General features: G+C 65.2%; 15 protein-coding genes. 4 read left to right on the top strand and 11 right to left on the bottom strand.

Features of this window, described 5'->3' with window-relative positions; translation table 11 throughout:
• Window positions 1–1035 carry a biotin-dependent carboxyltransferase family protein gene (locus ACQR1E_RS01705; protein ID WP_315751582.1) on the bottom strand — a complete coding sequence of 345 codons (1035 nt, stop codon included), beginning with the start codon at window positions 1033–1035 and terminating at the stop codon, window positions 1–3.
• On the bottom strand, window positions 1032–1763 hold the full coding sequence (gene pxpB / locus ACQR1E_RS01700; protein WP_315751581.1) for a 5-oxoprolinase subunit PxpB: 732 nt from the start codon (window positions 1761–1763) through the stop codon (window positions 1032–1034). Before pxpB ends, ACQR1E_RS01705 begins: the two co-directional genes overlap by 4 nt.
• Before the next feature lie 247 nt (window positions 1764–2010).
• Here pxpB and ACQR1E_RS01695 point away from each other — a divergent pair, with 247 nt between their 5' ends.
• Together ACQR1E_RS01695 and ACQR1E_RS01690 are read left to right on the top strand one after the other, a co-directional pair.
• A complete protein-coding gene (locus ACQR1E_RS01695) occupies window positions 2011–2709 on the top strand; it encodes a ribonuclease activity regulator RraA (RefSeq protein WP_257164758.1) in 699 nt (232 codons plus the stop codon).
• 48 nt (window positions 2710–2757) lie between these two features.
• Window positions 2758–3165, top strand: coding sequence for a (R)-mandelonitrile lyase (locus ACQR1E_RS01690; RefSeq protein WP_008965351.1), 408 nt, complete (start codon window positions 2758–2760; stop codon window positions 3163–3165).
• A 77-nt stretch (window positions 3166–3242) separates the two neighbouring features.
• Here the strand turns inward: ACQR1E_RS01690 and ACQR1E_RS01685 are convergent, their stop codons facing one another.
• Complete coding sequence (locus ACQR1E_RS01685) at window positions 3243–4115, bottom strand: DUF2147 domain-containing protein (protein ID WP_315751580.1); 873 nt, start codon at window positions 4113–4115, stop codon at window positions 3243–3245.
• 91 nt (window positions 4116–4206) lie between these two features.
• Complete coding sequence (locus tag ACQR1E_RS01680; protein WP_315711971.1) at window positions 4207–4683, bottom strand: Lrp/AsnC family transcriptional regulator; 477 nt, start codon at window positions 4681–4683, stop codon at window positions 4207–4209.
• A gap of 145 nt (window positions 4684–4828) precedes the next feature.
• On the opposite strand from ACQR1E_RS01680, the gene ACQR1E_RS01675 reads away from it, so the two are divergent.
• Window positions 4829–5848, top strand: a complete 1020-nt coding sequence (locus tag ACQR1E_RS01675) for a 1-aminocyclopropane-1-carboxylate deaminase (RefSeq protein WP_315711969.1) — start codon at window positions 4829–4831, stop codon at window positions 5846–5848.
• A 170-nt stretch (window positions 5849–6018) separates the two neighbouring features.
• Here the strand turns inward: ACQR1E_RS01675 and ACQR1E_RS01670 are convergent, their stop codons facing one another.
• A complete protein-coding gene (locus tag ACQR1E_RS01670) occupies window positions 6019–6810 on the bottom strand; it encodes a transporter substrate-binding domain-containing protein (RefSeq protein ID WP_315751579.1) in 792 nt (263 codons plus the stop codon).
• A gap of 84 nt (window positions 6811–6894) precedes the next feature.
• On the opposite strand from ACQR1E_RS01670, the gene ACQR1E_RS01665 reads away from it, so the two are divergent.
• Window positions 6895–7410: a DUF1993 domain-containing protein gene (locus ACQR1E_RS01665; RefSeq protein ID WP_315751578.1), complete on the top strand. Its 516-nt coding sequence runs from the start codon at window positions 6895–6897 to the stop codon at window positions 7408–7410.
• A 124-nt stretch (window positions 7411–7534) separates the two neighbouring features.
• Here the strand turns inward: ACQR1E_RS01665 and ACQR1E_RS01660 are convergent, their stop codons facing one another.
• From ACQR1E_RS01660 to ACQR1E_RS01635, 6 genes are all read right to left on the bottom strand, one after another.
• Window positions 7535–7921, bottom strand: a complete 387-nt coding sequence (locus ACQR1E_RS01660; protein ID WP_315711965.1) for a hypothetical protein — start codon at window positions 7919–7921, stop codon at window positions 7535–7537.
• Between the two features lie 193 nt (window positions 7922–8114).
• Window positions 8115–9113, bottom strand: coding sequence for a hydroxyacid dehydrogenase (locus ACQR1E_RS01655; RefSeq protein ID WP_434896582.1), 999 nt, complete (start codon window positions 9111–9113; stop codon window positions 8115–8117).
• Window positions 9114–9141: 28 nt separating this feature from the next.
• Window positions 9142–10242, bottom strand: a complete 1101-nt coding sequence (locus ACQR1E_RS01650) for an ABC transporter ATP-binding protein (protein WP_315711961.1) — start codon at window positions 10240–10242, stop codon at window positions 9142–9144.
• A 19-nt stretch (window positions 10243–10261) separates the two neighbouring features.
• Entirely contained in the window at window positions 10262–11173 is a 912-nt protein-coding gene (locus ACQR1E_RS01645) for a carbohydrate ABC transporter permease (RefSeq protein WP_315711960.1), read from the bottom strand.
• A complete protein-coding gene (locus ACQR1E_RS01640) occupies window positions 11173–12108 on the bottom strand; it encodes a carbohydrate ABC transporter permease (RefSeq protein ID WP_315751576.1) in 936 nt (311 codons plus the stop codon). Before ACQR1E_RS01640 ends, ACQR1E_RS01645 begins: the two co-directional genes overlap by 1 nt.
• Before the next feature lie 124 nt (window positions 12109–12232).
• Window positions 12233–13573 (bottom strand): ABC transporter substrate-binding protein, encoded by a 1341-nt coding sequence (locus ACQR1E_RS01635; RefSeq protein WP_315711956.1) that lies wholly within the window; start codon window positions 13571–13573, stop codon window positions 12233–12235.
• Window positions 13574–14028: the final 455 nt, after the last annotated feature.

Genomic DNA, 14028 nt, shown 5'->3' with positions numbered 1-14028 from the left:
CTAATCGGGAGTGACTCCGGGCCAGGTGGTGGCGTCGGTTGCGCTGACGGCATGACCGGCCACATTGGCCGTGAACAGCGCATCGACGTTGAAGTCGCTGCTCGCAAGCTCGGTGACGCGGCCGGGCAAGCTGCGCAGCAGGTCCTTGTAACGACGCAGTTCGGCCTGCGCCTCGGCCATGCTCACGGCCTTGAAGCGGAATGGCGTGCCGGCCGGCGTCTGCGCCAGGCGGCCGAAATCGGCCGTGATGACGGTCGCGATCTTCGGATAGCCGCCGCTGGTGCCGCGGTCCGACATCAGCACGATCGGCGAACCGTTGCCGGGCACCTGGATGCTGCCGTCCACGGTGCCGTCCGAGACGATGTTGTGACCGTGCAGGTGGCGCATCTGCGGCCCCTCGAGGCGATAGCCCATGCGGTCGCTGGTCGCCGAGACCATCCAGTCGCTGCCGAGGAATAGCGCTTTCATCTCGTCGCTGAACTCGTCGTCCTGCGGTCCCATGACGACACGAATCGCGCCGCCGGCTTTCGGCAGATCGATCCGCAGTTCCGGCGCATCGCCGGCGGGCGCGACTTCGAACACGTCGCCGGCCTGAAGCGGGCGGGGGTAGGGGCTGCCGAGCCCGGCGCGCGCATTCACCGAGAGACTGTTGAACATCGGTTCGCCGGCGATGCCACCGGCGATGGCGAGATAGGTGAACGAGCCGCCGCGCGCAAAGCCGAGCGTGAGCTGCTCCCCGTCGTTCAGCGTCACCGACGTGTTGATCTCGACCTGCCGCTTGGCGACATCCGCCAGCCGTTGCGCGCCGGCGAGCGCCACGCGCACCGCGCCGCCCTTCGCCGCGAACGTCGCGCCGAACGGGCCGATCTCGATCGCAGCCGCCATCAGCGCATTGCCGACGAGGCTGTTGGCTGCCGCCAGCGCCAGCTTGTCCATCGCGCCGGACGGCGTCAGCCCGTAGCGCTGCGCGCCGAAACGCCCGCCATCCTGGACCGAGCTTGCCGGGCCGATCTGTGAGACGACCAGCGTGCTCATGCGGCGATCCGCTCGGCGATGAGCACGCCGCCCTCGGCGGCGCGCTCCTGCTCCGCGAAGGTCTTGACGTCAACGGCATAGAAGCTGACCTCGTCGCCGGGCTCGAGCAGAAAGGTCGGCTCGCGATGCAGTTGAAATGTCCGCATCGCGGTGCGGCCAAGCAGGTGCCAGCCGCACGGCCCGGCAAGGCATTGGATGCCGGTCTGGATGCCGCCGATGGCGATGATGCCGGCCGGTGTCCAGAGCCGCGGATTCTGGCGGCGCGACATCTGCAGCGTGGGATCGAGACCGGACAAATAGGACCAGCCCGGCGTGAAGCCGATCATTGCGACGCGATAAGTGCTGGCGATATGGCGTGCGACGACTTCGTCCGGCGTGAGGCTCAACGCCTTGGCGACATCCTCGAGGTCGATGCCATTCTCTCCGCCATAGCAGACGGGAACCCGCCAGCGCCTGACCTCACTTTCCGGCGCGAGCGACCCGGCCGACAGCGCCAGCAGCTTTGCTCCAAGGGTGTCGTGGTCGATCACACCTGCATCATAGTGCACCAGCAGCGAGCGATAGGTCGGCACCGTCTCCGTGATGCCCTCGATCCCGGCCGCTGCCACCGCATGGTCGAGCGCCAGGACGCGGCGGTTGGCGGTCTCGTCGATCGTCCGGCTGAACTCGACGGTGACGGCGCTGTCGCCGCTGGGCAGCAGGCGAGGAGGTGGAAAAGGGTCGGCCATGAGTCCGAAGTGATCCGCGTTGGTGTTCCTCATCTAGCTGTTTTCAGGCGCCAGTGGAATTGGGTCCAAGGCAAAAAGTCTCGAAAATTCAATAAATTAATCGGATGTCTTGCGATAAGGAGGCCTTATCGGGTGCACGCAAGCCCCGCATGCGCCGGACGCACCGCGCACGCCCTTGACGCCGCCTTCGTCGCTCGCAAGATGCGCCTACTTTTTCTGCCAGCCCGTTTGGAGCACCAGTCTCAAGATGTCCCTCACTCCCGAAGCCATCGCCACCCTGTCTCAAGTCACCACCGCGACCATCACGACGGTCCTGCTGAAGAAGGGGTTGCGCAATGTCTGGCTGCGCGGCGCCAAGCCGCTGCGCCCGGGACAGAAGCGGCTGGTCGGTCCCGCTTTCACGCTGCGCTTCGTGCCGGCGCGCGAGGATCTGGCGACCCCGGAATCCTGGTCGTCGCCGATCTCGACCCGCACCGCGATCGAGGCCATGCCCGAAGGCTGCATCGCCGTGGTCGATGCGATGGGCGTCAAGGACGCCGGCATCTTCGGCGACATTCTGTGCGCCCGCATGGTCAAGCGCGGCGTCACCGCGCTGATCACCGACGGTGTCGTGCGCGACCTCGAAGGCGTGCTCGGCACCGGCCTTCCCGTATGGTGTGATGGCTACGCCGCGCCGCCGTCGGTCGCAGGGCTCACCTTCGTCGGCTGGGGCGAGGCGATCGGCTGCGGCGGTGTTGCCGTGTTTCCGAACGACGTCATCGTCGCCGACCAGGATGGCGCCGTGCTGATCCCGCAGGCGATGCTCGATCACGTGCTCGCGGAAGGTCCCGAGCAGGAGCGCATGGAAGCCTGGATCGTCGATGAGGTGAACAAGGGCGCGGTGCTGCCGGGTCTCTATCCGATGAACGCCGAGACCAAGGCGCGCTACGCCGCGTCGAAGAAGTAGTTCACGGCGCCGATTGATCAACGACACAGCTTCAGGAAAGGCAGAACAATGGTCGATGTTTATCTCGCGGGCTCGCGTCCCACGCGCCGCGCAGCTGCGGAAAGCTTTACGGGCACGGTCTGGCAGGACCCGATCATCACGCCGCAGGCTCCAGCCCGCGTCGCCTCGGCGCGCGTCGCGTTCGAGCCGGGCGCGCGCACGGCCTGGCATACTCATCCGCTCGGACAGACGCTCTATGTCATCCAGGGCGTCGGCCGGGTGCAGGCCAAGGGCGGGCCGGTGCGCGAAATCAAGGCCGGCGACGTCGTCTGGATCCCGCCGGGCGAGAAGCATTGGCATGGCGCCGCGCCGACCACCGGCATGGTCCACGTCGCCATGCATGAATCGCTCAATGGCGAGCACGTGACCTGGATGGAGCACGTCACCGACGAGGAATACGCCACCCCGGTCGGCTGATACATCACTGAGAACGGTGCGAGCGCGCGGTCGCAGGGCCGCGCGCTTTGCGTTTGGAGGCGCGTCGCGCGCCGGGCTCAGTTCACCCGCGTCCAGGTCTGGCCGCCGCAGAACATGCCGCCGAAGGCGCAGCCCTGCACGCGCAGACTGTCCGACCCCTTCAGCGCGATCGTCGAATCGTAGGTGCTGCCGCTGTTCGGATCGAAGATGCGGCCGGTCCACTTCTTCTCCTGGGCCTTGTCGCTCGGCCGCATGTTGATCAGGATCTGCTCGCCGTTCTGCTTGGTCTTCGCATCCACGGCGTAGCCGCAGAGATTGGTGCCGCAGGGCTCGATGCGAATCTGGCCCTCCTTCTCCTCGGTCAACCAGATGCCGACCGGCGAGCTGGGATCGCGACCGGCGGTCTGCGCCGCGGCGGGCGGCGCAGCTGCCGTGGTCACGGCAGGCGTCTGGGCTGGCCGCGGTGGCGGCGGCGCGGCGGCGGGAGCCGGCGCGGCAGCAGGAGCCGCAGCGGCCGTTGCAGCGGCTGGCGGCGCAACCGGTGCCGTGGCGTTGGCGGCTGGGGCCACCGGAGGTGGCGGCAGCGGCGCCGGTGGCGCGGCCGCCTGGACGGGAGGAGGCGCCGCCGGCGGGCTCGCTGGTGCGGCTGCCGTCGGAGCGGGCGCCGCAGGGACGGGAGCAGGGGGCGCGGTCGTAGCCGGAGCCTGCGCGGGCGGGGCCGGCGTGACCGCCGCCTCGGTGGGCGCCGGAGGCGGCTTGGTCGCATTGTCCTGGTCGCGCTTGGTGCGCTTGGTCTTCTTCTGCTCGGTATTGTCGTAGACGCCGGGGATCTGCACGGTGCCGCGGTCGGGATCGATGCGGATCGTCTTGCCGCCATACTCGATGACGTATTGCGCCTCGGCGGCACTGCTGGCCAGAACCAAAGCCGCGACGGCCAACAGCCTCTTCATCCGTGTCTCCGCGATGTCGGTTGCTGATGTGAGCGAGCTCACGCGCTGGTAAGTCGCCGATGCGGCGCCACCGGTTCAATGCCCGGCCTGCTCAGAAATCGAGCGGCGCATTGTCGACCACCTCCTTCATCACGAAAAACGTGCGCGTCTGCCGCACGCCCGGCAGCGAGATCAGCTGGTCGCCATGCATCCGGTTGAAGTCGTGCATGTCGCGAACGCGGATCTTCAGGAAGAAGTCGAAATCGCCGGCGACGAGATGGCAATCGAGCACGAATTTCAGTTTGCGGATCGCCGCCTCGAAGGTGCGAAAGCTCTCCGGCGTCGAGCGATCGAGCACGACGCCGACCAGCACCAGCGCGCTGCGCTCGACCTTCTCCGGCGCGATCTGGGCGCGCACGCCCTTGATGTAGCCCTCCTCGAACAGGCGCTGGGTGCGGCGATGGCAGGTGGCCGGACTGACATGAACGGTGGCGGCAAGCTCGGCATTGCTCATCCGGCCGTCCTTCTGCAGCAGTTGCAGGATGCGCCGATCGACCCGGTCGAGATCAGCGGTGGAAGATTCTCTCATTTTTTCCGTCATGTGCGGACATATCTCTTGCCGGTATCAATTCTTGCGGACGTGAGCACAAAAACGCAGGCCAATAAAGAGAGCACCTTTCTCCGCCTTTTTCGTATGTTTCGGCCGGCCCTTTCATCCACCCACGGAGAGACCCGTGCTTCGGCTCGACAAGTTCAAGAAGTATCCGCTCACCTTCGGTGCCACCCCGATCGAGCATCTGCCGCGGCTGACCGCGGCGCTCGGCGGCAAGGTGCAGATCTATGCCAAGCGCGACGACTGCAATTCCGGTCTCGCGATGGGCGGCAACAAGCTGCGCAAGCTCGAATACATCGTGCCCGATGCGATCGAATCGAATGCCGACACCCTGGTCTCGATCGGCGGCGTGCAGTCGAACCATACCCGCATGGTGGCGGCGACCGCGGCCAAGATCGGCATGAAGTGCGTCGTCGTGCAGGAGAGCTGGGTGCCGCACGAGGACGCCGTCTATGACCGGGTCGGCAACATCCTGATGACGCGCCTGATGGGCGCCGACAGCCGCATCGTCGAGGACGGTTTCGACATCGGCATCCGCAAGAGCTGGGAAGATGCGATCCAGTCGGTCAAGGATGCCGGCGGCAAGCCCTACGGCATTCCGGCCGGCGCCTCCGTGCACAAGTTCGGCGGTCTCGGCTATGTCGGCTTCGCCGAGGAGGTGAGGGCGCAGGAAGCCGAGATGGGCATCAAGTTCGACTACATCATCGTCTGCGTCGTCACCGGCTCGACCCAGGCCGGCATGATCGTCGGCTTCGCTGCCGACGGCCGCGCCGACCGCGTCATCGGCATTGACGCCTCCGGCACGCCGCAGCAGACCCGCAGCCAGGTGCGGCAGATCGTCGACAACACCGCTGAGCTCGTCGAGCTCGGCCGCAAGGTCCGCGACGACGAGATCGTGATCCTCAACGACTACGCCTATCCGGCCTATGGCGTGCCGAGCGCCGAGACCAACGAGGCCATTCGCCTGGCCGCCCGCACCGAGGCGATGATCACCGACCCGGTCTATGAGGGCAAGTCGATGCAGGGCATGATCGACCTCGTCAAGAAGGGCTACTTCCCGGAAGGGTCGAAGGTGCTCTATGCGCATCTCGGCGGCGCCCCGGCGATCAACGGCTACAGCTACACGTATCGCAACGGCTGAGGGCGGTTTCACCATCCCCCGCAGCGTCGCGGTGAGGCGAGCTCCAACACCACACTCCGCTGTCGTCCCGGCCTCCGAGCCGGGACCTCATTCATGCAGCTTGATTTGTCTGACTTTGGTAGGAAAGACGGCAGACAGTCAGCACCTGCCGTCTGCGCGGCACGCCGGCCTCAATCGAACCAATTCTTGTAGATCGCCTGGTAGCTGCCGTTCTCCGTCGAGATGTGCAGCCATTGGTCCACGAACGCCTTCAGCGCCACGTCGCGCTGCAGCCAGTAGGCTTTCTCGGAGAAATCGAACGGCTTCTCCGGGTGCACGGCGCAGAGCACGCCGGGATGCAGCTTCTGCTGATAGCGCGTCTCGGAGGCGTCGGTCATCATCAGGTCGGCGTCGCCCTTGGCGATCTCGTCGAAGATGGTGACGTTGTCGGGGTGGACGCGGATGTCGGCTGACTTGATGTTGGCGCGGGCGAAGCGCTCGTTGGTGCCGCCCGGATTGACCACGACCCGGGTGCCGGGCTTGTCGATGTCGGACAGCGTCTGGTACTTCGAGGTGTCGGTGCAGCGCGCGATCGGGGTCTTGCCCTCGCGCATGATCGGCGTCGAGAACAAGCCCTTCTTCTGGCGGTCGAGCGTGATCGATACGCCGCCCATCGCGACATCGAACTTGTCGGCCTCGAAATCCTTCATGAGCTGCGGCCAGCTCGTCGGCACGAACTCGACCTTGACGCCGAGCGCCTTGCCGAGCGACTCGGCCATGTCGACGTCGAAGCCGGAGAATTTTCCGGTCGCCTTGTCAAGATAGGTGAAGGGCTTGTAGTCGCCGGTCATTCCGACCCGTAAGCTGCCGCGCTGCACGATCTCGTCGAGGCGCGAGGGCTGGTCGGCGAGTGCGGCAGTGGCGAGACCGCAGGCCAGCACGGCTGCGGTCACGGCGGCGACGGTCCGGTTGAAAAATCCCATATTGAATCACCTCGCATGATGTGGCCGCGCTATTCATAGCGGAGGTCGCCACGCGCGACGAGGGGCAAGCAGGAAGGTTGGTTGATGAGCATTTCCTTGGTGCAGGCGTCGGTCGAGGTGTTCGTGCCTTATCTTCACAACCTCTCGGGGGTGCTCGACAAGGCCGCTGCCTTTGCCGAGGCGCGCCGCATCGATCCCGCCGACCTGCTGCAGGCCCGGCTCGCGCCCGACATGTACAACCTGATCCGGCAGGTCTGCGAAGCCAACCGCCACGCCACCATTGCTTGCGCGCTGCTCGCCGGCCGCGCGCAGCCGACCGTTGCCGACAGCGACACGGATATGGCCGGGTTGAAGGCGCGGATTGCAACCGCGATCGACGATGTGCGCAGCGTGCCACCTGCGGCGATCGAGGAGGGCGCGAAGCGGGAGGTCAGCTTCACCTTCCGCAACGGTGCGACGCGCAGCTTCGACGATGGTCGCTCATTGCTGCTCACGTTCAGCCTGCCGCAGTTCTTCTTTCACGTCACCACGGCCTACGACATCCTGCGTCACGCCGGCGTGCCGCTGGCGAAGCCGGACTATCTGGGCGCGCGGAGGTAGGCCCTTCCGGAGCGGGACGGCAGGCGGCCTCAAGGTCCACAAAATACGAATGGCCAGGATGGAACCCGGCCATGGGATTTGGAGACATCGCAACGAAGACGGAGTGGTCCGGGCGGCCGGAGCGCTACCTCTCGCTGGGCGCAACCGGGCCCTTGCCGGTCATCTCGTTCTTCAGCGCCTCGAAGCGCTCGATCGCCTCTCGCGCGCGGGTGTCGACCGTCTTGACGGCAGCTTCGGCGGTCATCGGTCCGCTGCTCACGGCGATCGAGGTCGGCCCGACGGTCTCGTCGACATAGTAGCCGTCCTCGCCCCGCCGTGCCGTCCAGCGGAAGCGGATCGCGGAAATCGGCCCAGGTCCGAGCTTGGTGTAGCCGTCGGCCTGATCGAGAGAGACGACAGTCGCGGCAGCCTTCTTCGACGACGGCGCCGCCTTGTCTGCCGACCTCGTCGCTTCAGGCTGATCGAGAATGCTCGCTATCGTTGCGAGCGCGTGCTCGGTCGCAACACTCATGGCCGCCTCTGTTCCTACCGGCGCGCGTAAAATCCGGCGCCGATAGTCACAGTTGTAGCTGGATTTGGCCAAGTTGCAAGAATGCGTTGAAAGTTGGGCGCCAAAGCGGTGGAGAAAGGTCCTGACATCCGCGTGATGAGGGCGGGTCCTGCCTCGTCGCCGACGGGACAGGACCATTGCACCGGCCGGACGACTACAAGACGTCCTGATTGATCACGTTCTGCCGAATCGGATCGCCATCGAGCACGCTGAGAATGTTGCGCGCCGTCTGCTCGCTCATGCGGTCGACCGCCTCTCGCGTCACGCCAGCGACGTGCGGAGCCATGATCACGTTGGGCAGCGCATGCAGCGCGTGGCCGACCGGCGGCGGCTCCTGCTCGAACACGTCGAGGCCAGCGCCGGCGAGCCGGCCCGAGGACAGCGCGTCGTAGAGCGCCGCCTCGTCGATCAGGCCGCCGCGCGCGGTGTTGATCAGATACGCCGTCGGCTTCATCAGCTTGAGACGCCCGGCGTTGAACAGGCCGATGGTCTCCGGGGTCTTCGGGCAGTGGATGCTGACGAAGTCGGCGCGCGGGAGCGCAGTGTCGAGATCGGCAACGGGCTCGCAGCCCGCGGCGGTGATGTCGGCTGCGGGCTTGTAGGGATCGTAGACCAGGACCTGCATCTCCATCGCGAGGCAGCGCTTGGCGGTGCGGGTGCCGATGCGGCCGAAGCCGATGATCAGCACGGTCTTGCCGTAGAGATCGAACGGCAGCACGCCGAGGCGCGCGCCCCAGGTGCCGTCCTTGACCATCGCATGCATCTCGTTGGCGCGCTTGGCCAGCGTCAGCATCATGAACAGCGCCTGCTCGGCAACCGAGGGCGAGTTCGCCGTGCCCGCGACCATCAGCGGCACCTTGTGCCTGGAGAGCGCGGGCACATCGACCGCGTCGAAGCCGACGCCGATTCGGGTGACGACTTTCATGTCGCCGGCCGCGATCAGCTCCGGCTCTCCGAAGCGCGTGGCGCCGAGCGCGACGCCGTGCACCGGCGCGTGGGACTTCAGCAGGTCGGAAAAATCCACCGCCGAGATCATGTTGGGGAACTCGATCATCTCGACATCATCGCGCGCCGCCAGCAGCGCGCGGCCCTTGGCCGAGAAGGATTCCGTGACGAGGATCTTGTTCTTGTTGGTTGCCGTCCTGGTGGTCATGTCCTGCCCTTGAAGCTTCTTATGCTCGTCAGATGACGAGGCCTGAAGCCTCATTTAGCAGGTGCATGTTGTTGAGGTCCATTGCCATGCGCAGAGGGCTGCCATCCCGCGCGCCGGCATTGGGGTTGACCCGCCCGCAGACCGGCGTCTCGTTGAGGGTGAAGTAGACAAGCGTCTCCATGCCCATCGGCTCGGTGACGTCGAGCAGCGCCTCGAACGGCTCAATCCCAGGCTCCGCATGCGGCTTGGTCTCGGCGATGTGCTCCGGCCGGATGCCGAGCAGCAGCGGCTCGTTCCGTGACACGGATTGATAGCGCGCGGCGCGCGCCGGCGGCAGCGGAAAGGCGATCCGGTCGGTGAGGCGGATGTGGAGCCGGCCATTGGCCTCCTCGAGCCGGCACGGCACGAAGTTCATTGCGGGCGAGCCGATGAAGCCGGCGACGAAGCGTGTCGCCGGATTGTGGTACAGCTCGTTCGGCGTGCCGATCTGCTCGATGCGGCCCTTGTTCATGACCACGACACGATCGGCCAGGGTCATCGCCTCGACCTGGTCGTGCGTGACGTAGACCGTCGTGGTGCGGACCTTCTGGTGCACCTTCTTGATCTCGATGCGCATCTGCACGCGCAGCTTGGCGTCGAGGTTGGACAGCGGCTCGTCGAACAGGAACACCTTGGGATTGCGCACGATCGCACGGCCCATCGCGACGCGCTGGCGCTGGCCGCCGGAGAGCTGCTTGGGCTTGCGGTCGACGAGGTCGGCGATGTCCAGCATGCGCGCGGCCTCCGCCACGCGGCTCTTGATCTCGGCCTTCGGGTAGTGCTTCAGCCGCAGCCCGAACGACATGTTCTCGGCCACCGTCATGTGCGGGTAGAGGGCGTAGTTCTGGAACACCATGGCGATGTCGCGATCCTTCGGCGGCACGTCGTTGACGACATCGCCGCCGATCGTGATGTCGCCGTCGGAGATGTCCTCGAGCCCTGCGATCATCCGCAATGTCGTCGACTTGCCGCAGCCGGACGGGCCGACCAGCACGACGAACTCGTGGTCGGCGATATCGAGATCGATGCCCCTGACCGCCTCGACGTCGTCGTAACGCTTCACGACCTTGCGCAAGCTCACTTCAGCCATCTGTGATCAACCCCCGTCATCAGCCTTTGGTCGCGCCGGCGGTGAGCCCGGCAATGTAATAGTCCATCAGGAACGCGTAGATGATCAGCGGCGGCGCCGCGCCCAGCAGCGCGCCGGTCATGATCTGTCCCCAGTTGAAGACGTCGCCCTTGATCAGGCTCGTGACGATGCCGACCGGCAGCACCAGTTGGTCGGTCGAGGTCGTGAACACCAGGGGATACAGGAACTGCGCCCACGAGACGGTGAAGGCGAAGATCGTCGCGGCGATCAGACCGGGCAGGGCGACGGGAATGAAGATCCGCGTCAGCGTCTGCAGCCAGGAGGCGCCGTCGATGATCGCGGCCTCGTCGAGCTCCTTCGGGATCGAGGCGAAATAGCCGATCATGATCCAGGTGCAGAACGGCACCGTCAGGGTTGGATAGATGAACAGCAGCACGTACCAGCGATTGATCAACTGGATGCCGGTGACGTCGCCGATCAGCGCGAACATCTTGAACAGCGGAATGAACAGCAGGCTGTCCGGGATCAGATAGGTCAGGAATACGCCGGTCGCCAGCGTCGCCGAGCCCCAGAACTTCATCCGCGACAGCGCGAATGCGGCGGGGATGCTGATCAGCATGGTGATGATCACCACGACGATCGAGACCATGGCCGAGTTGAAGAAGAAGCGCTGAAACTGGTTCGAGGTGAGCAGCTCGACATAGTTCTCCAGCGTCGGATGGAATACCCACCACGGATTGGTGGCCGCGGAGATCTCCGCGCTGCCCTTCAGCGAGGTGATCAGCATGTAGAGCGGCGGCACCAGCGAGAAGATCGCGAACAGCGTCAGGAAGAAATACGACCAGCGCAGCGCCCAGGCGCGGTCGCGGCTCATCGAGCCATATTTGACGGTACGGGTCGGGCCGGCCTTGTCGATCGTGACGGTGCTCATCAGGACTCGTTCCCCCGCTTGTTGACGTCGCGCAGGATGAAGATGGCGGCGACCGCCAGGATCGGCACCATGAACAGCGAGACGCTGGCGCCGAGCGGAATGTCGCTGCCCTCGATGCCGACGCGGAACGCCCAGGTCGCGAAGATGTGCGTCTTGTCGAGCGGGCCGCCGGCGGTGAGGATGCGCACGATGTCGAAATTGGCGAACGTCACGATCAGAGAGAACAGCGTCGTGATCGCGATGATGTTGCGCATCATCGGCAGGGTCACGTACCAGATCCGCTGCCACCAATTGGCGCCATCGATCGCCGCGGCCTCATAGAGCTGGTCCGGGACAGATTTCAGCGAGGCCAGGTACATGATCATGAAGAACGGCGCGCCGTACCAGATGTTGACCAGGATCACCGAGAACCGCGCCCAGGCGGCTTCCCCGGTCCACGGGATCGGGCCGATGCCGAAGAAGGCGAGCGTGTAGTTGAAAGCGCTGTAGGACGGGTCGAACAGCCACAGCCAGGCCAGCGTGCTCATCGCCGGCGGGATCACCCAGGGTACCAGCAGCATGCCGCGCCATTTGCGCTGCCCCTTGGCGGGGATGTTGTGGACGAAATGAGCGACGATGAAGCCGATCAGCGCCTTGAACACGACGGCCGTGATCGCGAAGATGCAGGATTGCTTGACGACCAGCCAGAACGTGTCGCGCTTGAACAGGAACTCGAAATTGCCGAAGCCGACGAAGCGCTGCATCGACTTGTTCAGGGTCGCCAGATGCACCGAATACAGGGCGGGATAGACGACCAGGAGCACGATCAGCAGGATCAGCGGCAGCGTCATCAGGAAAGCGGCGGTCGATTTCCGCTTCAACGCCCTGTGCAGACCATTGCGGCGGGCCGCGCGAGGGCGGGCGACGGCGTTTTCACCGATGGCGGCATCAACCATGAGAAAAGGCTCCTCGTGATGTCCCCTGCGACAGCGGGGTCCTCACTGGATGGGAAACACTGACAAGGTGAAAGGGGGCGGCCCGCCTGCTGAAGCGGACCGCCGGCGTTGCTTCGAGCATGCCTCAGCTGCGCATGAAGCCCTCGCACTCGCCTTCAGCCCAGGCGAGGGTCGATTCCATCTTCTCGCCCTGAGCGTAGCGCAGGCACATCTTGGTCATCGTCGCCTGCGCATAGATCTGCTGCGCGATCTTGGGCGGAGCAGGGGAGGCTGCGATCGACAGCGTCTGGTGATTATAGGGGTTGGGATAGTGATAGAGGGTCCCCTTCGGCGGTCCCTCCTCCTGCCACACCTTGAGCGTCGTCAGCTTCTGATAGGCCGGCAGATCGTAGCCGCCGCTCGCCACCACCATCTTCTCGATCGATGACGGCTTCGACAGGTGCACGATCAGGCTCTTGGCCGCCTCCTTGTTCTTGGAGAACGACCAGATGCTCCAGAAGTAGGGCAGGAACGGCGCGAAGCGGCCCTTGGGGCCGGCCGGGAAGCCGTGGGTCCAGCACTGCTCGGCGATCTGCGGCGCGTCGCGCTTGGCCACCGCCCAGGCGCTCGGCGGATTCATGATCATCGCGCCCCTGCCCGAGACCAGCCATTTGTTGTTCGATGCGTCGTCCCACGAGGCGACATCCGGCGGCAGCGCCGCGATCAGCCGCTTGTAGAACTCGAGCGCCTGGCGCACGGCATCCGTCTTCACCGTGACATCGCCCTTGGCGTTGACGAGATCCGCGCCGAACGCCTGGAAGAACGCGCCGGCGGAGTCCACGCTGTCGGTGGTTTCGCCAAGCCCGATGCCGAACGGCACGCCAGCCTTATGGCAGGCCTCCGCCGCTTTCAGGAAGGTCTCCGTGGTCCAATTGTCGGCCTTCGGTGGAGATCCGGCCGGATACATCTCCTGCACGTCGATGCCCGCATGCTTCTTCATCAGATCGATGCGGGAGCAGGGACCCTTGATCTGACTGCCGACGCAGGCCGGCACGGCGAGCCATTTGCCGCCGGACTGTCCGAGATATTTGACGGTGCCGTTGACCTCGCCGTTCTCCTGGATGATCGGCTCCATGATGTCGTTGACCGGCTCCAGCAGTTCCGCATGCGCATGCGGCCACCAGGTCGGCATGGCGATCAGATCGTGGCCGGACTTCGCGGCGCCCTCGGCGGCGATCGTCAGCTCGATCTTCTTGCCCTGGCTGGTGATGTAGTCGATCTGAACCTCGACCTTCTCCTTGGCGGCCCACTCGTTGACGAGATCGGTCGAAGCCTGGTTGGCGCCCGGAACCCAATGGTCCCAGAAGCCGATCGAGAGCTTGCCGGCGGCGTGGGCGCCACGCACATAGGGCGCGGCAATCATGACCGCCGAGGTGGCAGCGGTCGCAGCAACGAATTGTCGGCGGTTCAGCTTCCTCCGTGACATGGCGTTCCCTCCCTGGTGAGCCAAGCATTCTGTCGATGCGAATCCGATTTGTTAGTTGTTGCGTCGCGTCATGCGCGCATGGATTTCGCTTGGATGCAATCAGAGCAGAATTGCGAGCGGCTGTCGAGAAAGCCGGTGAGGCGAATCCTAGAACTAATGGCGTGCACATTTCGTCGCAGGTTCCGCAACTGATTGCATCGCAGTGCTGAGCGTTGCAGTGCAAAGCGCGTCTCGGCCGAGCAGGAAGCCGAGAGGAACCAGTGCAGCTGGGCACGTCCGATGCATGGCGCCGCGTGCGGCAGATGGACTTGCGCGTTGCGGCAACGGTAGAATTCGTTGGAATCATGGTCGTCACGACCAGCGACTGCGCACGGAGCCTGAACTGATGATGATGAGCCCCGGCATCTGGCGCCGGTCTTTCCGGTGCATCGCAATAGGAGTGTCAATAGGCCTCA

The sequence above is a fragment of the Bradyrhizobium sp. HKCCYLRH1030 genome, from assembly GCF_051168395.1.
Taxonomy (GTDB): domain Bacteria; phylum Pseudomonadota; class Alphaproteobacteria; order Rhizobiales; family Xanthobacteraceae; genus Bradyrhizobium.
Note: the sequence above shows the minus strand (reverse complement) of the source record. Positions and strands in the feature narration are given on the sequence as shown.

Coding starts and splice junctions, on each gene's coding strand:
- ACQR1E_RS01705 (WP_315751582.1), bottom strand. CDS start 1,035: ATGAGCACGCTGGTCGTCTCACAGATCGGCCCGGCAAGCTCGGTCCAG.
- pxpB (WP_315751581.1), bottom strand. CDS start 1,763: ATGGCCGACCCTTTTCCACCTCCTCGCCTGCTGCCCAGCGGCGACAGC.
- ACQR1E_RS01695 (WP_257164758.1), top strand. CDS start 2,011: ATGTCCCTCACTCCCGAAGCCATCGCCACCCTGTCTCAAGTCACCACC.
- ACQR1E_RS01690 (WP_008965351.1), top strand. CDS start 2,758: ATGGTCGATGTTTATCTCGCGGGCTCGCGTCCCACGCGCCGCGCAGCT.
- ACQR1E_RS01685 (WP_315751580.1), bottom strand. CDS start 4,115: ATGAAGAGGCTGTTGGCCGTCGCGGCTTTGGTTCTGGCCAGCAGTGCC.
- ACQR1E_RS01680 (WP_315711971.1), bottom strand. CDS start 4,683: ATGAGAGAATCTTCCACCGCTGATCTCGACCGGGTCGATCGGCGCATC.
- ACQR1E_RS01670 (WP_315751579.1), bottom strand. CDS start 6,810: ATGGGATTTTTCAACCGGACCGTCGCCGCCGTGACCGCAGCCGTGCTG.
- ACQR1E_RS01665 (WP_315751578.1), top strand. CDS start 6,895: ATGAGCATTTCCTTGGTGCAGGCGTCGGTCGAGGTGTTCGTGCCTTAT.
- ACQR1E_RS01660 (WP_315711965.1), bottom strand. CDS start 7,921: ATGAGTGTTGCGACCGAGCACGCGCTCGCAACGATAGCGAGCATTCTC.
- ACQR1E_RS01655 (WP_434896582.1), bottom strand. CDS start 9,113: ATGACCACCAGGACGGCAACCAACAAGAACAAGATCCTCGTCACGGAA.
- ACQR1E_RS01650 (WP_315711961.1), bottom strand. CDS start 10,242: ATGGCTGAAGTGAGCTTGCGCAAGGTCGTGAAGCGTTACGACGACGTC.
- ACQR1E_RS01645 (WP_315711960.1), bottom strand. CDS start 11,173: ATGAGCACCGTCACGATCGACAAGGCCGGCCCGACCCGTACCGTCAAA.
- ACQR1E_RS01640 (WP_315751576.1), bottom strand. CDS start 12,108: ATGGTTGATGCCGCCATCGGTGAAAACGCCGTCGCCCGCCCTCGCGCG.
- ACQR1E_RS01635 (WP_315711956.1), bottom strand. CDS start 13,573: ATGTCACGGAGGAAGCTGAACCGCCGACAATTCGTTGCTGCGACCGCT.